The sequence below is a fragment of the Gimesia chilikensis genome, from assembly GCF_007744075.1.
In the GTDB taxonomy this organism is placed as follows: Bacteria; Planctomycetota; Planctomycetia; order Planctomycetales; family Planctomycetaceae; genus Gimesia; species Gimesia chilikensis_A.
The window spans coordinates 1704903-1729868 of the sequence record NZ_CP036266.1; the positions used below are offsets into that span (position 1 = coordinate 1704903).

Annotated in this window: 10 protein-coding genes; 6 read left to right on the forward strand and 4 right to left on the reverse strand. The window is 52.6% G+C overall.

What is annotated here, in order from left to right; all coding sequences use genetic code 11:
* Window positions 1–31 precede the first annotated feature (31 nt).
* Window positions 32–3355 (forward strand): hypothetical protein, encoded by a 3324-nt coding sequence (locus tag HG66A1_RS06565; RefSeq protein ID WP_145181394.1) that lies wholly within the window; start codon window positions 32–34, stop codon window positions 3353–3355.
* A gap of 11 nt (window positions 3356–3366) precedes the next feature.
* Here the strand turns inward: HG66A1_RS06565 and HG66A1_RS31865 are convergent, their stop codons facing one another.
* Together HG66A1_RS31865 and HG66A1_RS06570 are read right to left on the reverse strand one after the other, a co-directional pair.
* A complete protein-coding gene (locus HG66A1_RS31865; RefSeq protein WP_197993850.1) occupies window positions 3367–3543 on the reverse strand; it encodes a hypothetical protein in 177 nt (58 codons plus the stop codon).
* 78 nt (window positions 3544–3621) lie between these two features.
* Window positions 3622–4176, reverse strand: coding sequence for a TadE/TadG family type IV pilus assembly protein (locus HG66A1_RS06570; RefSeq protein WP_145181395.1), 555 nt, complete (start codon window positions 4174–4176; stop codon window positions 3622–3624).
* Window positions 4177–4459: 283 nt separating this feature from the next.
* Between HG66A1_RS06570 and HG66A1_RS06575 the strand changes: the two genes are divergently transcribed.
* Together HG66A1_RS06575 and HG66A1_RS06580 are read left to right on the forward strand one after the other, a co-directional pair.
* Entirely contained in the window at window positions 4460–5017 is a 558-nt protein-coding gene (locus HG66A1_RS06575) for a TadE/TadG family type IV pilus assembly protein (RefSeq protein WP_145181396.1), read from the forward strand.
* A gap of 59 nt (window positions 5018–5076) precedes the next feature.
* On the forward strand, window positions 5077–6264 hold the full coding sequence (locus HG66A1_RS06580) for a TadE/TadG family type IV pilus assembly protein (RefSeq protein ID WP_145181397.1): 1188 nt from the start codon (window positions 5077–5079) through the stop codon (window positions 6262–6264).
* Window positions 6265–6622: 358 nt separating this feature from the next.
* Here the strand turns inward: HG66A1_RS06580 and HG66A1_RS06585 are convergent, their stop codons facing one another.
* Window positions 6623–8104 carry an arylsulfatase gene (locus tag HG66A1_RS06585; RefSeq protein ID WP_145181398.1) on the reverse strand — a complete coding sequence of 494 codons (1482 nt, stop codon included), beginning with the start codon at window positions 8102–8104 and terminating at the stop codon, window positions 6623–6625.
* Window positions 8105–8415: 311 nt separating this feature from the next.
* Between HG66A1_RS06585 and HG66A1_RS06590 the strand changes: the two genes are divergently transcribed.
* Window positions 8416–9192 carry a zinc-dependent peptidase gene (locus HG66A1_RS06590; RefSeq protein ID WP_145037754.1) on the forward strand — a complete coding sequence of 259 codons (777 nt, stop codon included), beginning with the start codon at window positions 8416–8418 and terminating at the stop codon, window positions 9190–9192.
* A gap of 514 nt (window positions 9193–9706) precedes the next feature.
* Window positions 9707–10576 (forward strand): tetratricopeptide repeat protein, encoded by an 870-nt coding sequence (locus HG66A1_RS06595; protein WP_197997008.1) that lies wholly within the window; start codon window positions 9707–9709, stop codon window positions 10574–10576.
* 132 nt (window positions 10577–10708) lie between these two features.
* On the opposite strand, the gene HG66A1_RS06600 is transcribed toward HG66A1_RS06595, so the two are convergent.
* Window positions 10709–11155, reverse strand: coding sequence for a hypothetical protein (locus HG66A1_RS06600; RefSeq protein ID WP_145181400.1), 447 nt, complete (start codon window positions 11153–11155; stop codon window positions 10709–10711).
* A 518-nt stretch (window positions 11156–11673) separates the two neighbouring features.
* Here HG66A1_RS06600 and HG66A1_RS06605 point away from each other — a divergent pair.
* Window positions 11674–24816, forward strand: a complete 13143-nt coding sequence (locus tag HG66A1_RS06605; RefSeq protein ID WP_145181401.1) for a right-handed parallel beta-helix repeat-containing protein — start codon at window positions 11674–11676, stop codon at window positions 24814–24816.
* The last annotated feature ends 150 nt before the right edge of the window (window positions 24817–24966 follow it).

Sequence of the window (24966 nt, forward strand, 5' to 3'; positions counted from 1 at the left end):
CCGTGAGGATCTGATCCGGTTTTGAAGTGTCATGGTTGTTCGTAAAACCTTTCAATGGTGTCTGCTGATCCTGATCTCGCTGGTAATTACCGGCGGGAGCTACGGGTACTATCTGTGGATGCGCAGTGACGACATGATCAAAGCCGGGATCCTCGAGAAAATCGAGAACCACGTGCCGGGGCTGATGATTGATATCGACCGGGCTCAGTTTGATTTTCGTCGACGAGTGCGAATTGAAGGTTGCCGGATACAGACGGTCAATCATCAGGATACGATCATTGATCTGCCTGAAGTGGTCGTGACGCTGAACCAGGAAAAAATGGCCAGGCATCAACTGATAGACGTGCAAAAGATTGTGCTCAATCGTCCACAACTGGTACTGGTACGCATGGCGGACGGGACCTGGAACTGGGAAGGCCTGCCGGAACCGATAAAGAGTGACAACCCGCTGCCCGAGTTGATCATTGAGCGGGGGAGCCTGTCACTCAAGTTTGAGCACGGTCCAGAGAATGTTCCCACAGTCATCACGCTGCAGAATCTGGACTTGCGTCTGATTCCTTCCGGCGCGAGTCGCTATGAAATCGAGGGCCATACTTCGATTCCCCAGGCGGGGAAACTGGAGATTGCCGGTTACTGGGATCTGGATTCGAAACTGGGTTCGGTCTCCGGAAAGTGGAGTCAGCTGGAATTTGGTCCAGACCTGGTAAGGTTGGCGACCGGGATTTCTCCGGAGTTGGAATCAAGACTGAAGAAAGCCTTTCCGTCTCTGCAGCTGCAGCCCAATCAGTCGACGGGGATGTACGATCTGGGAATCAGCGCGCAGATGGATATCCAGTTCAGCCTGTCCCGTTTGCGCAGAGAAGAGGCGCCGCAGTTTCAGGTACTCACGCATTTGCGCGAGGGCAAATTCAAGCATCCGCTGCTCCCGTTTCCTTTACGTAATATTGTGGGTAAAGTCCTGATTGATAACGAGAGGCTGCAGGTTCAGAATTTACAGGCCCACAACGGAGAAACCAGCTTTGCCCTCGGGGGAGACTATTACTTCCGCAAGCGATTTTCGCAGAAGGGGGCTCCTTTAAATCAGAGTATGTTCTCTTTTCAGACACGTCAGCTTCCCCTGGACGAACGTCTGCGAAGCCGCCTGACGGGAGGGCTGGCCCGAACCTACGACACCCTGCGTCCCAGCGGGAATGTTAACCTGGATGTCGATCTGAGTTATCCGGGAAACGGGAAATGGCGCATACAGAACCTGAAGGTTACCGTCCATGATGGTGCGATCGTCCCGGTGCATTTTCCGTATCGAGTCGACCACATCAAGGGAGAGATGAGGCAGTTGGAGCCGGATATACTCAATCTGGATTTCAGTGGTATGGCCGGGGATCGTTCCGTAACAGCCAAGGGATTTGTGCAGCATCCCGGCCCGGCATCAAAAATGGATATTGATGTGATATCTTATGGTGTCCCCATTGATGCCTCGCTGCAGGCAGCCTGTCCTGATGGAATCAAGACAGTCTTAGATGAACTCGAACTACAGGGGAAACTCAATGCCCATGTCAAGCTGACGCGGGCGCCGGCTCTGAATCAGCCGATTCAGGTGGATCTGCGGGCCAAAATGGAAGAGGGCGGCGCGCTCCAGTATCGGATCTTTCCCTATCGCGTGACCGATTTGAAAGGCGAGGTTTCTTATTCCAGTAATACCGGTCGAGTTTACTTTTCGCAGTTACAGGGGAGGCACGGCAATGCACAACTCTCTGCACAGGGAACTTACGACCGTTTTGACAGTGATGGGAAGCTGAAGCTGAAGGTCGCTGCACAGAATGCAACCTGTGATTCCAATCTGCGACTGGCACTGCCCGATTCACTGCAGAAGCTGTGGGGGGATCTGTCTCCGACCGGTAAGCTGAATTTGACGACCGATATATCCTGGCAACGGGGACTGCCGGCGCAGATCAGCATTCCCCAGGCAAAATGGTGGAATGGGAGTCTGAATCTCAAAGACTTCCCCTATCCGATCGACAACCTCAATGCGCAATGGAGTTACGAAGTCGATCCTGGGACCGGCAATAGTGTTGTGGTTATGAAGTCGATCTCCGGAAAACATGATGAGACCAGGATTGGGATCGGCGATGCATTCGCCGAGATTACGCCGCAGGGGGACTGGCGTTTTAAGATGGAGAATATGAACATCGATGATATCTCCGCAGATCGGTCTTTTCAGTCTGCTTTGCCGGAAGCGATGGGGTCTGCACTGAATACTCTCAATATCCAACGACCAATTTCGGCGAGTGGGTGGATCGAGTTTCGTGGTTCGCAGCAGCAGGGGACTGCGGTGACCGCTGCCTGGGGGATGGATACTTACCTGGCTGAGAACAGTGTGACAGCAGGCGTCGATATCACGAAAGTTTATGGCAAGGTTCATTCGAAGGGGACCTGGGACGGAACTCATTTGCAACTGACCGGTGACCTGGATCTCGATTCGGCTTTCATCCTGGGCTATCATCTGACCGAGATCAAAGGGCCGTTCGAAATTAACGATACCCAGCTGACTGTCGGCTCACGGCAGATCCGCCGCGAGCAGATGCAGTCGGTCAGTCTGCCTCAGATCAATGCCAAGCAACCGATTACCGCCAAGGCGATTCGCGGGGTGATTACCTGCATGGGGGATATTGAGCTGACTACAGTGCCGACTTACAACATGCAGATCGAACTGCATCGGGGACTGCTGGAAGAGTACGCGGCCCGTTATATGCCGGGGCAATCCCAGTTGCGGGGCGTCATGAATGGCTGGATCCAGCTCTGGGGACGCGGTTCTAATAAATCCGATCTGAAAGGGCAGGGACAATTACAGATCAGTCCGGCGGCCATTTATGAGCTGCCGCCGATTGCCCAGATCTTCAAAGTGGTGCGTCTGGCACAACCCGACAAGACGGCCTTTGATTCCGCGTTTTGTGACTTCACCGTTTCGAACCAGACGTTTCATCTGAAGTACATCGAGTTGAAAGGGAATGCGATCAGCCTGTACGGCCAGGCGGGAGAAGCCCATTTCGATGGTCGACTGAAAGTTGATCTGTTTTCCCAGCTGACCCGCAGGCAGCTGCCTCTACCGGCGATTACCCAGCTGATCGGGCATGCAACCAGTGGCTGGATCCGGGTGGAACTGCGGGGCACGACATCGAATCCGATTGTGGATATCAAGTCGAACCCGCTGCTCGATGGCTCCCTGAAGACATTTCTGAATAACGTCATGCGAGGCGGGCCGACGAATAATAATAACGCGACGAATCGCTGGCCCCGTGGGTCTCAGGGCGGTGTGGGTTCGATCCGGCAAAATTTCCCCTTGCCGTTCGCTCAATAGATTCGTTTTGACTACCTGCGGTCCGAGCGATTCCAGCGTTTTTTCGCTTCCTCTTCGAGCTCTTCTGCTTTCTGCCTGGAACGTTTCTTCCAGTTTTTCAGAATAAGAGTTAGCACAATCATCACTGCGAGATATGCTCCCAGGATTTTGAGCAGCCAGATGAGTAATCCGGTGGCGATCTCATTCATGTTGGGGAAGACTCGCGAATTTGGCTGTCGAACTCGTCCAGCAGAAACAGTGAGAGAGTGTACAAGACGTTTTGTCTGTTACTCTAAACTGGTCATCGCGCTGATTTCAAGCTGTTTTCCGGATAAGGAAAAGCCAAAAGAAGACAAGAGGTCCGGGAGTGGGAATTTACCATTCGTATTGGTTAAATTGACACAAACCGTAACCTTGATCTGATCGGCATTAGGAGCTGGTCCGACAGGAGAGCAGGGGATGTCTGAATTGCCAATTGTCTGTGTGAGAGCGGCACTTCCATCCTCTATGGAGACCAGTACATCCCCCTGATTGGAAGCAGCCGGCTGCGATCCGACAGCCAATGTTAATGAATTGAGGGCGACATAGTCCTGAATCAGATTTCCGACAGCCGTGGTTGTTGAACCGACCTGGGCAGCCTTTCGAGCACCCTCAATCGTGGCTGTAGTGATGGTTTGCTGTAACATGGCATAAAAGCCGAACTCAAGAATTGCCAGAGAGAGGATCAGGATGATCGGAAATGCGAGGATGAACTCCAGCAGCACCGAGCCCCGGCGGCTTTTAGAGTAATGTAGCCGGTAAGCTCGATCTGTTTTCCGGGTTGAGATCTCACTGTGATTCATCTGACGTACTTTGTATTGGGCAAAGTGTTAACGAATGGAGACATTCGCTTGGCGCTTGCTAAGTATGGTTATCAATGTTCATGTCAGTTATCGTTGGACTGACATTTGTTTTTGTTTAAAACAACTCAAATTCTGCAAGCTCCGCTGTTTCTCTGGTGAATCCAGGGAGATGTGCAATCACTAAGTACAAGGGAACGCAAATTGCTTGCCAAACTAATAATGCAACGTCAAGTTTGCTGACAGATCTTACTGATGTAAAATGAACTGATATTGGTGTCGCACTGTGTATAAGAACAGTAAACATACAAGGGTCCGCGAGAAGCAACGTTCCGGTGCTGTCGTGCTGGAACTGATACTGACCGCTCCTGCGTTTCTGATCATCATGCTGTCAATCGTGCAGATCTCATTGATTTACACAGCGATTGAGCAAACTGCGTTTGCCAGTCGGTATGCAGCGAAAATTGCTTCTGAAACGGCTTCAGGTTCGCTGGCTGCGTTAAATACAGGACCGAATGGCCCCCTGAAGACAGGCGTTGACAATATCCTCTACACCGGAGGACTTCCTGATGGGAGTTGCCGGGTGATTCTGGAGTATAACGTAGATACAGAGGAGGGGATTGAACTCACCGTTGCTGACCCAACACCAGCGGCGGCAAATTGTGATTGTGACCCACCCGCGACAGCTTTGCCTGCAGTCGCAGGTACATCGTTGGATCAATCGGTAAGAACAACCGTTTGTGTGCGACTAGGCAACAACATTCCCGACTTCCTGTCCAGTCTGGGTTTCTCTACTCAGAATTATATAGTTGAAGAATCTACGACCTACATGCATGAGTTATGATTGTGGTCCACTCGACACTGGCAGCATAACAGCATTCCCAAAATACTGATTGAGTTCCGATGCAGAGTATTCACACTAGTCAGAAGACCCAGAAAAACAGACGGGGGATCGCCGTACTCTGGCTGATTCTCTGGGGGTCCATGTTTCTGACGTTCTTCTGTGTAACACTGGAGTTTGCTTCATTATGGCAGGCTCAAGTTGAGCTGAATAATACAATGGACTCTGCTGCCCTGGCCGCTGCCCGACAATGGGGGGCGAGTGGAAGTGATGCAACTCTGCTTGCAAGAAATGTCGGGGTGGCTTACGTCGATGCTAATCCTGTTCTGGGAGCGACGGTTCCTTTTTCCACCAATTATGGACCGGGAAATCCTCCGAATCAGAATGCAACTACCAGCGGCAACCTCGTCTTTGGCGCACTGGATTCAACTGTGTCGCCAATAACCTTCAATTCAAATGGCCAGGGGGGATGTGCTGCTGGTGATGTGACTATCACGATCACAAAACCTTCTGCAGGGGCTAATGTGACGCCAGATGAAATCGAAGTCATATTCAATGACGGAGGCGCCAATCTGGAAATTCAGTCGATTGCCTTCACCTTACCCACCTCCGGCGTCAATAATGTAACGCAACGTCCCTATTTTAATTCGGGACAGAATCCTGCGGTCTCTCAGACGGTTGGTGATTATCAGGGATTAGACCCGGCCCCTTCCAGTGGTGGTATGAATCCAGACTGGGACTGCCCGAACGGAAATGGTGATATCTGTTTTGCATTTGAAGACCTGGTGGCAGGGCAAGCTGGAAGGTATCAGACGGTCAGGCTGAATTTTGCCCCAGGCTCATTTACATCTACAGGTGTGCCAGCTACGACAGATTACTTTCACTTTGGTGTTTCAACCAACAATCTGAATCCACCCGCGTTTTCAGGTAGTAATGATGGTGATGCCTGGGGAGCAGATGGTGTCATCGCGACCATCACTTTTTATAATTCCGTTTCCATGACCACATCCACCGCGTCATCCGTCTTCGTCAATACCGGTGGAGATGATGGCATCTCCCAGGCTTTTTTCACCGGAGCTGGTGGAGGTCTACCAGCAGTGATTGCTCAGGCAACGATGCCCGTACAGGGATTCTGCAGTTCGCTGTTTGGAGTTTCTTTTTTCAACGTGTCCGCTTCAGCGACCGCCTACTATGACTGTGGGACTGGCCGCTCAGCCCTGGTACACGTTACGAATTATGTCTTTCCCTGATCGATAGATTAAAATCGCATGGCAGTGGGGATGTTCGGAAGTCCTTGAAAACTGTGGGGTTTGATATGCCAGTCAATTCTTGGCTGGGGGCTGTTCGCTGGGTTTCTTCCGGTTCTTCAACCTGATCGATGGTAAAGCACATCATCGCTTCCTTTCCAACTGGGATCTGGTGGACGACTTTCCCTGTCTGAATTCTTTCCTGTCTGCAACAACTACGTTCTGATTGTGAGTCTGCTGGAAGGAATCTGGAATAATCTCAGATGGCATTTTCAATGCTGAGCGAAGAATGATGCAGGCATAAAAAAAGCAGACTGCATGCACAGTCTGCTTATATTTATTTCTGTTGCTTGCGGTGATATTAGAACCGCTGCTTACCATCGCCGGGGGCTGGTTGCTTCTTGGCTGGTTTGCCACTCGGTTTCCAAAGTGGATCAGAGCTGTGGGCGGAGTCCATCATGGCTTCCAGCTTCTTGACGAGATCTGGATGTTTCGCTGCCAGATCAGTGCCTTCGCCCAGGTCTTCTTCGAGGTTGAACAGTTGGGTTTTGCCTTTGAAAATGGGCATGCGAACGGCTTTCCATTCGCCCCAGCGGACTGCCTGCTTCCCACCCCGTTCATAGAATTCCCAGTACAGGAAATCGTGCTCTTTCTGCTCGTCAGGTTTGCCTTCCAGGGTGGGGGCGATGCTTACACTGTCCAGCCCCTCAGGGCAGGGGACGTCGGCCAGGTCGGCCGCGGTGGCCATCAGGTCGCCGAAGTAGCCGATGTGGTCTGAAACGCTGCCTGCGGGCGTCGTACCGGGCCAGTAAGCGATGAAGGGCACCCGAACTCCCCCCTCATACAGATCGCGTTTCATGCCGCGGAGTGGCCCGTTGGCGTCGAAGAATTCCGGGTCATTGCCCCCCTCGCGGTGGTGACCGTTATCAGAGGTGAAGATAACCAGCGTATTCTGATCGATATTCAATGCCTTCAGTCGATCCAGGATCTGACCCACACCCGTGTCCATGCGGGTGATCATGGCTGCCTGACCTTTATTCTGTTTGGTCCAGTCTTTCTCCTTATAGATGCCATAGTCGGGGACTTCCTGACCATCGCCGACTTTTCTGCCTGCTTCGTTGTTGGCATGGGGAATTGTAAGTGCGACGTAGAGAAAGAAAGGATTTTGTGCGCTGCGGTCGATGAACCCCAGAGCTTCCTCCATGATCAGGTCGTGGGAATAGTCCACTTTTTTCGTGGCCACGCCGCCCAGTCGGTCTTTGCCGGTCGGGCCTTTGGAAATGGTGCTCGGATCAACGACGTTTCGCAGGGCGACTTTCTTGTCATTCTTCCAGAGGAACTCAGGATAGTAGTTGTGGGCGTTGTGCTGGTTCAGGTAGCCATAGAAATAGTCAAAGCCCTGCTTGTTGGGAACTCCCGCTGTGCCTTCCTCACCGATGCCCCATTTCCCCGTCAGTGCCGTCGTGTAACCTGCTTTTTTCAGCAGTTCGGCGACTGTGAAGTCCTTGTCCTTCAGTGACTGGTTTTCCTTGACCCAGGTATTGCCGCGCACACGGGTGTGTCCCATGTGCCGACCGGTCATCAGAACACAACGCGAAGGGGCACACACGGTACTGCCGGCATACATTTGGGTGAACTTCATCCCGTCAGCTGCCATCTGGTCGATGCGGGGCGTCTGGATCTTCTTCTGTCCGTAGCAGCCCAGATCGCCGTAGCCCAGATCGTCGGCCATAATGAAGATGATGTTTGGCTTTTCAGGGGCGGCCGCGAAAGAACGGACCGGCGCGGAACTCAGAAAGCAGATTGCAGCAGTGATGAGTAACAGGCGAGCGAGTGTTTGCATAACTGGTTTCAATTCATGTTGAAGGTCTTAAATGATTGCGGGCAGCGATAACTTCTGCACTGACAATTCTGCCACGTTTGGCGTACGTATTCAATATTGAGGCCGGGAACCGGGAATTCCGGGCACTGAACAGAGGCTGTTTCGGCTTTTTTGTGATTTTTTCCAATCTCTGCGGTGTTTACTCGAATCAGGTCCTCTCGGAAATCGATAAAAGTCACAGGAACAACAGGGGCTGAGTACTATAATGCTCATAGATGTGCCTGTGGTCGAACAGCAGTGGTATTGAAATCAGCGAGTGAGGAACTGGAAATATGTTACTGACGTGGTGGCGTAATCGTCGACGTCGCAAGATTCTGGCCTCACCGATGCCTGAGCACTGGAAAACCTTTCTGGATCAGCATGTGTCGCAGTTGTCTCGACTTTCCCCTGAACAGCGAGAGCTGCACTATCAGCGTGTGCAGATTTTTATTCAGGAGAAGTACTGGGAGGGTTGCAACGGCTTCGAGATTACTGAAGAAGTTCAGTTACTGATTGCAGGCCAGGCCTGTCTGTTGACGGTTGGTTTTGCCAGCGACTGTTTTGATCGACTGGCGACAGTGCTGGTGTACCCCGATACCTATGTCGCGAAAGAGACACTGGTGAACTCAATTGGTGTCATGACGGAAGGCACTTCTTTCCGGCTGGGAGAGGCCTGGAATCAGGGGCCGATTGTTCTGTCCTGGGCGAATGTACTTGAAGGAGCTGAGATCCCTGATGACGGCGAAAACGTCGTCTTTCATGAATTCGCCCACTACTATGACGCCATCGATCGTGAAATGAATGGCACCCCTCCCTTAAACAGTGAAGAAGCCTACCAGCACTGGGGCGAGGTGATGACGCGGGAATATGACGACCTGGTGGATCAACTCAGGCACGGACATTCCCGCTTCATAAATCCCTACGCGGCCACCAATCCGGCCGAGTTTTTTGCGGTCTGCTCCGAACACTTCTTTGAGCAACCCCTTCAGATGCAAGAGTACTCACCAGAATTATATGAAACGATGAAACTTTTCTATCGACAGGATCCCGCAGCCGCTGACCGGGGCTGAAATTCCGCTGGGAATTGTTGTGTTGTGTCTGGTGTACCACATTGTCGCTTTGAGGCCCAATGCCTGTATAAGCCGCTCTCAACCGGCAAAATCTGCCGATGAGAAGGGCATTGTTAAGATATAGGCTTTGATCCAGATAGGAATTCAAGAAGAGTCTAGGGATTCTTTGAGTTCTTTCATCTTGCTGTAACTGTTAGTCGATACTTGAGAGTAAGTCCTTCTCTTGAGTTGAAAATTCTGTTCAGTAGAGAGGGCATCGAATGGATTCACCTTCGAGCAACTTTCAGGTCAAAATAACCTTTGACGTTTTTTTGTTTCTGCCCAGGGATGGTCTGAGTGTTTCTCACAATGGATCGTGAAAAATCACAATAGAATTTTGTGAGGTAATGGAATGCGAAACTCAACAACGTGGTCTCTGGTCATCCTTTCAGGAATGGCCACTCTCTTCTCAGCAGGATGTTCCCATACCGGTAAAATGGCGGGAATGAATCTTCCTCTGGAAGAATCACCACAAATGATAATGGCAAGAACGGCCGAGGAAAAAGGCCAGTTTGTCAAAGCAGAACAGACATATCGTGTCATGTTGCAGCGGAATCCTAAGAATGTAACCGCTTTGCACCGCATGGGCATTGTCAGCTCCAAAATGGGTAAGCACGACATGGCAACCCGTCATCTGATGGAAGCTGTAAAGATCCAGCCGGATAATTCCAAGCTGTTGACCGATCTGGGTTACGCCCTGTATCTGCAGAACGATCTGCCCGCTGCAGAAATCGCACTGGAAGAAGCGATCAAGCGTGATGGCAGTTCCAAGCGGTCATTCAATAACCTGAGCCTGGTTCTGGGGCATCAGGGACGGATGGATGAAGCCTACCAGGTTGCACGGACTGTTCTGAGTGCAGAAGAAGCCCATGCAAATGTTGGCTATATCTGCCTGCAGCGGGGAATGCTGGAAGATGCTTCGCGGCACTACAGCCAGGCTCTGGAAATCAATCCCGAGCTGGACTCTGTTAAGGAAGCGATTGTGCAGATCGCAGAGCTGCAGAAAAAGCAGATGGAGCAGGCCGAACCACAACCTGAAGTCATGGTGGCTGAGACAGCACCTGCAGCTGAAACTGTGGAAGCTGTCGTAACTGAAAACGCAGCAGCTCCCGAATCTGAGTTCCGGGTGATTACGGATTCCGACGCCGATGTCATCAATCCTGAGATGATCCCGGCCAGCGAAACTCCAGTTGCCCAGATTTCTGCTGTGCAGGAACTGCCGATTCAGGGGTTTGAGCCTCCGCTCAATATCAGCAATGATGATTACATTCCCTCGGACGACGGGGCTTTCTTCGAAACCGTCGAAAGTGCCGAGTCGGTAACAAACGTACGCAGTGCTGAGTAATTTATCAGCCCGACATCAAGTTAAAATAAAAAAGCAGAGGTCTTAAGGCCTCTGCTTTTTTTCGTATCATCAACCTGATTTGTAGAGTGAGTCCGTGGTAGAGCCTCCCTCTGCATCTGATAAGGGATTCTCTCAGGGGGCCCGTTGTGGCGTTGTGGTGATCTTGAACTGAGTCTGGCTTGCTTGGGACTCCTGTGGATCCAGTTTCTGGAACAACAGCTTGCGATCGAGTTCAGCACGCTCTTTTTTCTCCCCGGTTCGCTGCACGTAGGTTGGGGTTAACTGGAAGTGCTTCGGTGAAAACGCCTCATAATCGAAGTACAGTACGGCGTTAATCTCTGACCCTCGCATGTCCATGATCATGGTTGCCGGGTTTGATTCCTGGTCCAGGTAATAGCGTCCCTTTCGCCGTGGTCCACGGTTAATACTGTAGACCGTTCCATCCTTCTCAAAAATCATGTTGGGACCGCCGGAGCTGTGCCAGCGCCCGACCAGAAACTCTTCATCTGATTGCTGGCAGGCAGATAACAGGCTGATGGCTGCCAGTAAGATCCATGGTTTGAGTTGGTTGGTGTGCATCGATTTCCTCAACACTTTGTATTGTCGTGTTTCTATAACGTTATTTTTGTGCCTGTACTGAGTACCGTTGGGCATTTTCATTTTTCAGGTCGCTCTTATTCTGTGCAGGTTGATTATGACAAGTAAAGAAGGGGGAATGCAATAAATAAGTAAAAAGGGTCAAAAGTGTCATGTGGATAGGATTAAATCCCTCAAAGTGGACAAATAGGTCTGTGTTGTTAAATGTGTACGTTCAGGTAAATTTATTAAAATTGGAATTATAGGGGTTATTTTTGTGGAAATTTCCTGTTGGTTACGATACTGATGGTTAGGAATATTAAGATGGAACGTCTGCGCAAAATTTGAATAACAGGCGCAATTATGTGACTACAGGGTCAACGTGATTTGCATTATGGGGCATTTGACTGCCTCAAATGAAAGTAATGTCTGCCCTTTGGTTCACTGTCCGCAGGCTACGAAGATACAAACGCACCCAACGATAAGCTGAAAAAAAACTTAATCACTCAGGAGTTTCCAGGATGCTGCTTACCAATTGGCTTACCACTTTGACCTCACGCATCAAAAAACGCCCCACTTTCCGCTCGCGTGACCGCCGTGCAATTCGACGTCGCTGGCAGACCGCCACTCAAAATCAGATTACCACGGCTGAAGTGCTGGAAGACCGCACACTGCTGACCACATTTTTTGTGGATGATGACTATACTGGGATGTCCTTCAACGATCCGATCACCGATATCGATCCTGTAACAGCAGGCGATCAGGCAGGTAATTTCGGAATCGACGTATTCGCGACTATTCAAGGTGCGGTGAACGCTGCAGCCGCAGGCGATACCATCTATGTGTCCGCCGGAACTTATTCCGAAGATGTGATTGTGAATACCTCCGTGTTTATTCAGGGAGCCAATTCCGGGATTGCTGCGGGAGTTGACCCTGGTGTTCGCGGCCTGGAAAGTGAACTGACCGGCGGGTTTCGTCTCTTTGCGAACGATGTCGTGATTGACGGATTCAAGATCATCGATGGAACCGGTCCGGCCGGCATTGGCAGTAAATCTGCCGTCTTCATGGCTTCCGGCACCACGGGGCATACGATCGAGAACAGTATTCTGGAAGGCCCGGGAACGGGAGTCGAAAGTCGTGGTGTGCTCACCACATTTAATGGTAATAACGACAACATCACGATCCAGAACAACGAAATTTATAATTGGCGAGCTGGTATTCATAACCAGGGCAACTCGAATGTAGACATTTTCGGCAACAACATCCACGATGTGGTCGCAGGCGTCGCCAATGACTACGTTACTGATGTCAGTATCGAAGGCAACGCCTTCAGCAACTCATTGGAAGGTATCGGTGTCTTCAATAACACTTCCAATGGCATACCCGATGTAGCCGCTCATAACAACTTTTTTGACTCCTCAACGCTCACCAACCCTATCGCTCATTACGGTGGAGATACTGTCGACGCTTCCGGCAACTGGTGGGGCAGCATGGACGAAACAACAATCGCCAATTCCATGAAGAGCGACGGCGTTGATGGCGACGCTTCGAAGGTCGACTTCACTTCATTCTTGAATAACGGCACGGATACGGATGGCCTTACTGCTGGTTTTCAGGGTGATTTCTCCACACTCAATGTCACTACGTTAGGTGCACAAACAGGTTCCGCCGGACGCATCCAGGAAGCCATCGATAGCGTGAATTCCGGAGGAATGGTTAATATTCTGGCCGGGACTTTCAATGAAAATGTAAATGTCGACAAATCAGTCACCTTGGATGGTGCTGGCATTGGAAGTACTTTGGTGGGTGGTTCAGGCAACATCTTCACCGTAACTGCAGACAATGTTCTGTTCCAGGATATGACGCTGCAGGATGCGGCCCAGGGGATTCGTGTCGATTCTGTTGTAGACAATTTGCAGATCGATAACCTCAGTTTCGAAGGTATCTTATCTGGTGCCTATGGTATTGAGATCCATAATAGTGCTGTATTAACGAATCTGAGTGTCGTTAACAGTTTCTTCTCAGGTACCGGTGGCACTGGAATTAGGATGGCGTCGACTGCTGTCGCTGATGGAATTCATGTCAATAATACTGAGTTTGATGGGTTGAAGAATGCCATCAATGAGGCGAGCAATAATACTGTGGCTGGCGGCCATCTGCGCGATCTGCAGGTCACCAATTCGACTTTCCAGAATATAAGTGATGTCAGCATCTATGCAGAAGACTTGCGCGATTCGAACATCAGCGGCAATGAATTTTTTGGAAACCCGGCGGGCAATGGTGAACGTGACATTGTTTTAAATAACAAGTATTCCGCAAATGGCATGGCTTTCGGAAATATCCAGATCACTAATAACTCATTCTCAAATTCTGACAGACCGGCAATTCAGCTCGATAGTCGCGCAGAAGCGCTCGTCGGCGGAGTGACGATCAGCGGTAACTCATTTGACAGTGATATCTCTACGTTGACCTATTCCTGGACGCGAATCGACGTCAACCTGAACTCGAGTTACACCCATGCCCCGGTTGCCATTACTGACAACAGCATCACCTTCACAGGGAACTCCAGTGCTGGATCAACGGGAACCTCTGCCATTTCACTTTCCGGGGGTTCAGATGCAATCACGATCAGCGGAAACACTCTGACAGACAACACAACGCTGGGCGGGTATTCGACAACGGGTATCGCTATTATTACAGACAATTCTTTTTCGGGTGCCATTTCTTCCACAGCTGTAATCGATATTTCCAACAATTTTATTGACGGATTTGACACAGCGGTTTTGGTTTACGATTCCCTGGCTGCAGACTTCGGTGGTCTGACCGCTGGTGCCCAGATTAACTTCAATAACAACTCCGTGACAGGCAGCACGGCAAACATCGCCAGCGGCGCAGGAGCTGCTGTCAACGCATCGAATAACTGGTGGGGATCAAATGTCGAAGCGACGGTCGCATCATTGATCGCCGGAAATGTTGACTTCACTTCTTACCTGGACAACGGCACGGATACCGACGCTGGAACCGCTGGTTTTCAGGGCGATTTCAATGTCGTGAATGTAACTGCTTTGGGAGAACAGACCGGGCCTTTGAGTCGGATTCAGGAAGCGATTGAGGCTTTAAATCCCGGCGGAACGATTAATATTGCCAGTGGAACCTATGCAGGTAACGTTGATGCCACAGCAACGGGAATTGATAAAAGCGTGAAGCTGGTCCCCGGCAGCAGTCCGGGGCAGGTGGTGATTGCTGGTGATCTGAAACTGGACGGCAACGACATTGTTGATGTCGAAGTCAATGGAACCATTGCCGGGACAGAATACGACCAGTTTATCGTCAACGGAGATTTGGCACTGGGCGGCGCGACGTTGAACCTGATTGATGGGTTTGATCCCGCTGATGGTGATCGGTTTACTTTAATTCAGAATAATGGAATCAACCCGGTTTCTGGAACTTTCTTTGACTATCCTGAAGGTCATGAATTCACGAATTTCCTGGGCAGCGGATTGAATGCCTACCTGACTTATGTCGGCGGCGACGGCAACGATGTTGTGATTCTTATGGAAGATTCCACTCCCGAAGTCACTCTCCCTGTAAATGGCACGACTGATAATTACTCATTGGAGATTGACGGGACCAATGTCGTGATCAGAGATGTCGCTACAGGGGACCTTATCTCTTCGATACCACTGGATTCGCTGGAAGGCACACTGATTATCAATGGCGAAGCTGGTGTGGACGATAAACTGACGATCGATATGACCGGCATCGATGAAACGACTGATCTCCAGGTAATCTTTAATGGAGGGACTGGTGGGCATGATACTTTAGAACTAGTCAATGGTAACTTGAATTCCATTGAGTTTCGCTATGTGGATCCCAGTACCGGAAGCATCAGGCTGAATGGCTCAGGCTCAGATTTCATTTCCTATACGGGTCTGGAGCCGGTTACATCTACTGTTAATGCCACCAACGTGACGCTGACTTATACCGGTGGCGCTGAGATCATCGATATCTCCGATCTGGGCGGCGGGCAGACGCGAGTTGATTCTTCCCTCGGAGAAATGACTGACTTTATCAACCCGACGGGAACACTGACCATCAATGCGGGCACTGGTGCAGATACCATTAATATCAACTCGCTCGCTGCCGGCTACAGCGCCAACATTATCATCAACGGCGATGGTGCCGCTGACGAGATTAATGTAGATGCTTCGATTTCACTGGCTGCCGGTAAGACGATCCAGTTTAATGCGGAAGTTGTCGAGTTGACGGGTGACGTGACTGCAGATGCGATTACAGGAACGGCGACGACTGTGAATATCACAGGTTCTGCCGGTGGCGCCGAGATTCAGGACGCCATTGATCTGGCTGCCTCAGGCGCGACCATAAATGTCGCCGCCGGAACTTATGCCGAAGATGTGATCGTGGATCGATCCGTGATTCTTCAGGGAGCAAATGCCGGGATTGCAGGTAATGGTGTTCGCGGGGCGGAGAGTCTGATTGATCCCAGTTCACCCTTTGGAATTGAGGTCCGTGCCGATGACGTCACGATTGACGGGTTTGAAATCACGGGACTCAATCGGGATGGTATCAACGTGCGCCCGACAAATTCCGGACCGGGGGTGTCTACACGCGGAAACATCGTGATCCAAAACAATTACATCCATGAAACATTCGTCCCTGGTAACCAGATTAACGGGATTGTGTTTGGGGAAAAAGTTGGCGGCGGACCTGATTCAACTGATGCGGCGACGATCAGCTTTGTCACTATCGCGGACAACTTGATCGATGTGACCGATGATAACACCGCCCGCGGCATAGTGATGACCGGGCAATTCGCGAGCATCCACTACGACAATTTCGACATTACGGGCAATGTCATCCAGGCAAAAAACAACGGGCTCTTTTTTGCAGAAAACCCTGCCATCTACACTGCCGCAGGGATTGAAATCCTGGATAACACTTTCGAATCACCCGGTAGTACGGGGATTAACGCCGGAAACCTCGATTCCACTTCGAAAGTCAACGGGAACACATTCATCAATAATGCCAGTGGGGCGGCCCTCAATTTCGCTGAACCGGGTGGTGAGGTGTTGAACAACATTTTTGAAAACAACACCAACGTGGGATTGTACTTTTTTGATGATACCTACTTCCCGCAGTCCTCGGAAAATCCCACGGTTACCGGCAACACCTTCACCAATAATGGTCGTCAGGTGGGGGGAGAAGCGCCTGCCGTGGATCTGGATGCCATCCAGAACAACAACAGCTTGGATGGTAATGTGAAGGTTTCCAGTAACAATAATCTCTACGGGCACATTCAAGACGCCATTGACGACGCGCTGCCTGGTGATGTAGTGACTGTGGTGCTCAATGTGACCTACACCGAAAATGTGGACGTCAACCAAGCCGTCACATTAATGGGAGAAGCAACGGTGGACGGCAGTGTCACGGCATCCGTAGCCGGAGCAACCATCGCCCCCGGTTTCAGTCCCGGCACCTTTACCAGCACTGATTTGATTCTGACTGCCGGCTCCTCATTGAATGTGGAAATCGACGGACTCTCCGGGGCCGGGGTGACGGGCGGACATGATCAGTACGTGACAACCGGCAATGTGAATCTGGGTGGTGCCACACTGGACACCACGGGCAGCGACATCGTCGGCGCTACGTTGGGCGATACGTTCGAAATCATCGATGTGGGCGGTACTCTCACGGGCACCTTTGCTGGTCTTGACAACGGGGATTCTGTGCTGGTCAACGGTCAGACCTTCCGCATCTTTTACAACGGTGGTGACGGGAACGATGTGGTCCTCACCTTCCTGCCTCCTGTTCCCATAACCTATGTGGACACCGCTTTCACCGGTGTGAACGGCACCTTCATCACCGACGCGGATCCCAATCAGGGAGGTGATCAAAATGCGGTGATTGGAGTCAATGCGTTCAACACAATCCAGGGGGGGATTGACGGAGTAGTTGCGGCGGGAACCGTCATCGTTAATGCCGGTACGTATGTGGAAAATATCACGCTATCCAAGCAGGTTGATCTGCTGGGAGTTCAGGCCGGAGTCGACGCGCGTGGTCGTGGCGGCACATTGGACGACTCGCTCTCGTCGATCATCGCCCCGGCTAGTGGTACAGGATTGGATTTACAGAGCGGTTCCGCTGGCAGTACGATTGATGGGTTCACTTTTTCCGGCGGAACGACAGGAATTGTCTCCACAACCGGACTGATCGATGACCTGCAGATTTTGAACAACCAGTTCGTCGGCTTTACCGGTTCCGGGGTCTTTTTGAATAACTCCGGTGACGATATCACCGTGCACCAAAACGTGATCGACGGCACGAGCCAGGCTGGTGGTGGCGGTATCTTCCACCTTGATCAGGATACGTTCGATGGTTTCCACTTTACCTCCAACTGGGTACTCAATGGTGACACAGGGTTTTTCGTCGACGGGACACGGAACGTCAGCAGTAGTGCCAACCGCGACCCGCTGTTTGAAGACAACCTGTTCGATGGGAACGGTGCCGGTGCGAACTTCGGACGCTTCGGTGTCGAAAATGCCGTCGTCCAGAACAACGTCTTCAGCAATAATGCGTTCGATGGTCTGCAGGGCGGCATTCAGAATTCATTGATCACCAGCAACACATTCGATACCAATGCCCGCGCCGGCCTGCGGCTGACCGGATTTGGCGGTACAGGTGACTCAACCCGCGGCGCGCAAGGCAATATCGTCGAAGAAAATATATTCCTCAACAACGGTGCGGGAATGTCTGGTGCCGGGTATGGGGATGTGCGTCTGGACGACCAGTATGACGGCACAATTTCGACGAACGCATTTTTCAACAACAGCTTCGGCAGTACAGTTGCCGTGTTTAATAATGAGACGTCCGGCGAAGTTGTTGACTTCAGCGGCAACTGGTGGGCCACGAATGACGATGACGCTGTAGTTCTCAAACTGGATGGTGCTGGGGCTGGGGCAGTCGACTTCACTTCATTCTTGGATGACGGCACAGACCAAAACGTGGGGCTGGCAGGTTTTCAGGGTGATTTCTCCACACTCAATGTCACGTCACTGGGTAGTCAAACAGGTCTTGCGGGGCGTATTCAGGAAGCGATTGCCAATGTCACAGCTGGTGGAACCGTCAACATTCTCTCGGGAACCTATGCCGGAAATGTAGACGCAACCGGGACTGGGATTAACAAGAATGTTACGTTGGCACCAGGTAACAGCCCAGGTCAGGTCGTTATTAACGGAGACTTGATCTTAAACGGTGATGATTTTCTTGATATCGAAATCAACGGTACAACAGCTGGTTCCGGTTATGACCAGTTTATCGTCAACGGAGCTGTTGTATTGAACAGTGCGGCTCTGAATCTGACCAATACTTATACTCCAGTCGATGGTGATAAGTTCACATTGATCGATAATGATGCTGCCGACGGAATCACAGGAGCTTTCGTTGGATACCCTGAAGGTCATGAGTTCACAAATTTCCTGGGTAGCGGGTTGAATGCCTATCTCACCTACGTGGGAGGGGACGGCAACGATGTTGTGATCCATATGGTCGACTCCACGCCGGAAATCACAGTACCCGACAATGACATGGCAGACCAGTATACGCTGAGAATTGTGGGTGGGAATTTTGTTCTGAGCGAAACCGTTTCGGGTACGATCATCTCGACATTTCCCGTAGCTGCCATAAACGGTCCTCTGGTGATTCTCGGCGAAAATGATGAAGACGATACCCTGACCATTGATCTGGACACTATCGATCATACTACGGACATTCAGATCGAGTTCCGAGGCGGAACCGGCGGAAATGACTCGCTGATTCTGGAACGTACGGGAGCTATCAACTCGGTAGAACACGTTTTCACCAGCGCCAGTGACGGCAGTATTTTCCTGGATGGGGAAGCAGCAGCGACGATTACCTACACTGGTCTGGAACCGATCATTGACACGATCACCGCCACCAATCGTATCTTCAGTTACACCGGTGCCGCCGAAACCATCACACTCGCTGATGATGGTGATGCAGGCGACGGAGAATCTCAGATCAATTCGACCCTGGGCGAATCGGTGAACTTCGTGCATCCCACCGGAACGCTGACGATCAACACCGAAGTCGCAGGTGGCTCGGGTGCGGATACCGTGATTGTCAACGCCGTCGACTCCACTTTCACTGCAAACCTGACAGTGAATGCCGGAAATGATGATACGCTTACCATTGCCGGACCTACAAATATCGGTTCCGGTAATGCCGACCTGAATGCAGGTCAGGTTAACGTCAATGGCACATTTACGACCAGTGGAACAGTTGACGTCGATGCCAATGATCAGATCACCTTTGCTGCCGCGGGTATCATCGACGCAACTGCGAATACCATCGATCTAACCGCCGGTAACAATATCCAGTTGGGACAGATCACGACCTCCGGGGATGTGACCGTCACCGCTACCGCTGGTGCAATCAGCGATGCGAATGCCGGTAATAATAACATTACCGCGAACCAGGCGACTCTGACTGCAGGAACTGGTGCTGGTGTGGGGGATGCGCTCGAAACGGCCCTTGGTTTTCTGGAAGGGAATATCAGCGGCGGTCTGGAACTGGCTGAGCTTAATGGGATTACCATTGGGAATACCGGTGGTATCAACGGGCTCACAGTCAGCGGCAATACCACGATTACAGCTGGGGCTGGCCTCGTCGTGAATGAAAACCTCGCTGTCACCGGCGGGGCACTGCAACTGTCTAATGCGTCAGGCAACTTTGACGTCGGTTTCGGAGCTGTCATTTCCAATGATGGAAGTAATCTGATTCAGATTGACTCCGCTGGTCTGATCGTCATGACCGATACTGGCACCCAAATCACCAGCAGTGGTGACGGTACGATTGACCTCGATGCAGCCGTTCATGTTCTGCTCACGAATGTGAATACAAGTGGGGAAGTCCAGGTTACAGCAGCCGGCGGTCAGATTTTTGATAATATCGCTGCTGAGGCGGCAGTCATTACCGCGGACAGAGTCGCTCTGCGGGCCGCGACCGGCATCGGTGATGTGGGAACAGGGGACATTGATCTGGCGATCAATACGATGGCAGCCGATACGACTGCCGGTGATATCTACCTGCAGGAACCCTCTGCAGCTACAGTGGGGACGGTCGATGGACTGAATGGTATTACCGCTGCCGGCAACATTTCTCTGTCGATTGGCGGCACACTCAATATCAACCAGAAGATCGAAGCTACCGGTGCAGCGTCTATTATTCAGGCAAACGTCCAAGGGGATATCAACGTCAATAGCACCGTGCAGACCAACGGTGGTGGGATCAACCTTTACGCTGACGATAATCTGGCACTGGGAGCGACTTCTCTGGTGGATACCACCACGGCTGAATTAGTGAGACTCTTCGCTGATTTCAACAATGACAGCAGTGGTGGGTTCACGCAGGATGAAGGTAGCCTGGTCAATGCACGCGGCGGTGATCTTGTTGCACGGGCTTATGGAGACGTCGAGATTGCCGATCTGCAGAGTGCAGGCGGTCGAGTCGTGGTGATTAGTGTTGGAGGCGGTGTTGTGGATAATACCACCAGCCCGAGTGAAGCACCATTGATTACCGCAAGTGAAGTTGCATTCCAGGCCGCGGGTAGTGTTGGCGGTGCGGGAGATGCGGATATCGACACCGCAGTAGGCACTCTGTCTGCCAGTGTTACCTCGGGCGACGTTGTGATCAGCAACACAGGGGCTTTGATCATCGGCGATGTGATTCCCTTGTCAGGCGTATTGGCCACGAATGGTTCAGTAACCGTTTCCGCCTCCAGCCCACTGACCGTTGCCAGCAATGTTTCAGCTTCGGGTACCGTCACGCTGACCTCTACTGATACTGCAGGCCCCGGTGATGATCTGACGATCAACGCTGGTGTGACCGTTCAGTCAACGGGCGCTGATGTGGTTCTGAACTCTGGTGATGACTTCCTGCTGTCACTGACAGGCGAAGTGATTGCCGCGACCACGATCACAATCAATATCGACCCGATTACTGATGGTGCCGGAGCTACCGTTGATCTGCTGGGCAATGTCAACGCGACGCAGACCACCATTAACGGTGGAGACGACAGCGATATCTTTAATATCCTGCCGACCGTTGATTCACCGATCACCGTGAATGGCGGTGATCCGACTCTGCCTGGTCCCGGTGATGTGCTCAACCTCGATTTCAGTGGCCTGGCCGCTGCCCCGGCTTTGACATTAGGTGGAGACCCGGGTTCAGGACAGTTCAGCTTCCTGGCTCCCGATACCGAACAGGCTGTGAACTACACCAGCATTGAAGACGTCAACACCAACGGCAGTGGTGCCTACCACCTGGTGCTGGACATGTTCTTCTCCGGCTTCGAAGACGCTTCCGACGACACGATCGACGTTGGTCTGGATGCTGGCGGCACGAACCTGCTGATTGATATCAATGGCAGCAACTTCTTTACCGGTAACGATGCGGATATTCTGTCCTTCACCGTACTGGGGTCGGCTGACGACGATACGTTGAATATCAACGAAACCGCAGGCGGTCTGCCGATGTTTACAACAGCCGCACCAGGCGGTATCCCCAGTTCCAACGGGGCACACCTGAACCTGGCTGCGGAAACATTCCTGGAAGACGAGTTCAATCCCAACACCTACGATGTGAACGACATCACGATTCACTACGACGGTAAGAACGGAACCGACGCGATCAACGTGAACTTCATCACCGATCACAATGCCGGTTACTTCTCGGATGTAGAGGATGGCCTGGGCAGCGGCAATATCGTGTCGGCCACCACTGTCGGCACTGACATTGACCTGGGGCTCTCCTTCGGCAACGTCGAAGGGGTCGGGTTCTCGGGTGCAGCGAACGGCGGCCTGCGGGTCGACGCTTCTTCGACTCCTGCAACCACCGGCCTGAACATCAACGATGCCGGTGGTGCCGGTGACGGTGTCTCCCAGATCACCGGGAACGGTGGTTTCACCGCTCTGGTGTTCGAAGGCTTCAACGACCTGCAGGTCGTTTCGGGAACCGGTGCGGAACTGATTGACCTGATCGCCCTGGACTCGGCAACGACACTGACCAGCATCGAACTGGATGCCGACGACGTGTTCGCTGCTGACGACGTATCCAACGATACCATCCGTGTCCGCAGCACACCCGCGGGTGTCACCAGCGTCAGCCTGCTGGGCGGCCTGGGCGACGATCTGTTCCAGATCTTTGATGCCGGAAGCACAGTGGACAACATCTTCGCGGCCCTGGATGTGGATGGTGAAGGCGGAAACGACACGCTGAATATCGTCGATAGCGGTGACGTCACCGGTGACACGTTCGAAGTTACTTCGACAACCATCGACGGAATCTCCAGCTCTGCCGGTACTGATGTGACTTATGCCAACATCGACGATCTGAACATCACCGGCACCGACGGCGACGACACGATCAACGTCAACCTGGGACTGCAGGAAGATCTGAACACCGTCACGATCAACGGTGCGGGCGGTGATGACGACTTCAACCTGCAGAACAGCACCCCGGTCGGCGTGAATACACTCCTCAACGGGCAGGCCGGCAACGATGAATTCATCTTCGACAGCAACTATGTTCTGCGGGGCTTCATCAACGGGGGTGGGGACGTCGATACCATCGACTACACCACGTACTCGAACGCCGTGCACGTGCAGCTGGCCGGCCTGGGCAGCCTGGACGGATTCCAGGGCTACGAGCTCAACGGCAGTATCCTGGGCACCGGTGGTGGTGGAACCGGCTTTGACAACATCAACGACCTGGTCGGCTCAGCCAACAGCGACACGCTGGAAGGCCCGAACCTGAATAACTACTGGGGCGTGACTTCGACCGATGAAGGTTTCATTATCGCCGAACGGAACAACCTGACTATCGGCCGACCGACGATCGCCGGCGATGCGATTGCGACTCCACCGGAAGAGCGTCTGGACTTCACCGACTTCCAGAACCTGATCGGGGGGACCCAGGACGACCGCTTCGACCTCAGTGACGGCGCCGGTCTGACCGGTACCCTCGACGGGGACACCGGTAACGACAGCCTGGACTATCGGGACTACACCACGGGTGTGACCGTCGACCTGTTCGCCGGCACTGCCACCAACATCGGCGGCGGTCTGGTAGCCGGCACCGGTGGTGGCGATGACGACAACAGCATCGAAAACGTCTTCGGCGGTGATGGCAACGACAATATCACCGGCGACAACGATCACAACATCCTGGGTGACGGTCTGGGGAGCGACAACCTGGACGGCGGCGGTTACGGCGTCGGCAGCGGTAACGGCGGCAATGACGTCTTCCTGATGGAACCGGGGGCCGGCGGCAGTGCCGACGTGATCACCGACATCCACGGCAATGACACGGTCGACTTCCGCTTCGCCAGTGCAGGCATTGTCTTCGATGTGGATATCATCAACACCCCGCAGGACGTCTTCGGGGGGAACACGGTCGAGCTGCGTCAGCTGCAGCCCGAACAGCCGGACACGAACCCCAGCTTCATGGAAAACGTGGTCGGCAGTGAGTTCGATGACTACATCTTCATCGATCCGCTCTCGCAGGACGGCAACTTCCCGATCGACGGACCACCGGTCCTGCGTTCGGCCGACGGACGGGGGGGATATGACATCCTGGACTTCGACGCCAAGGGACAGGCCGTGATCGACACCGGTTACTCCCTGACGGCCGACGGTGTGGGCACGGTGCAGTACCTCAACTTCGAAGAAGTGACCCCGTTTGAAGACAACCCGGCCACAATCGTCGACAACGGCGACCTGGGCTTCTCGCTGAGCGGGGACTGGCCTTACCATCCGGCGGGCACCGCAGCGATCACCACGGGCGTTGGCTATGAAGACGACATTCACACCGTGCAGTCGCAGCTGGTGGATCCGGCACACTACGGTGATGCCGCCGCCTTCTGGGAATTCTACGGTCTGACCCCGGGCGTCTACCGGGTCTCGGTCACCTGGCCGGCTTCGGAGAATCCATTTGTGATTCCGCAGATGGCCAGCGATGCACCGTTTACCGTCTTCGACGGATCCCGCAACGACATTGCCACCACGGCGGTTGACCTGGGGACCTTCGATCTGAATCAGCAGATCGCTCCCGACGACTTCCAGGCCGACGGTGCTCTCTGGGAAGACCTGGGAACGTTCACCATTAACAGCCGGACGCTGACCGTGATGCTGACCAACCTGGCCAACGGCCTGATCACTGCCGATGCAGTCCGCATCGAGCGGGTCTCCGCTGGTCCGGAAGTTCAGCTGACCGACGTGACCGACGCTCCGGCCCCGCCGAGCATCCTGGTCGACGGTCATCCGGGCGGCATCGACTTCGGGACCACCGAACTGTTGACCGACCTGACGCGGACCTTCGAGATCACCAACAGCGGTTCCGCTGCTCTGGACATCAGCAACATTGTGATTCCTGCCGGATTCACGACCACGCTGACCGCACAGAGTGTGGCCGCCGGCGATACGATCAGCTTCGAGATCACGATGGACTCCAACTCCTTCGGCGACCGTTCGGGCCTGTTCTCGTTCGACACCAACGACGTGGNTGCAGACGAACTCGACGACTTCTTCAGCGGCATCGCCGGCGGAGACAACCCGCTGCTGGACTAATTAAACCAGTCCAGTTACAAACAGTCCCGACAGGCCCCCGGAAACCCAAGGTTTCCGGGGGCTATTTTTGTTGGTTTAGCGAGTTATTTGTGATGAACGTTTCCAAGTGAACCTGTGCTGCCGGGATGTTGTCGAACAGTTCAGAGGCCG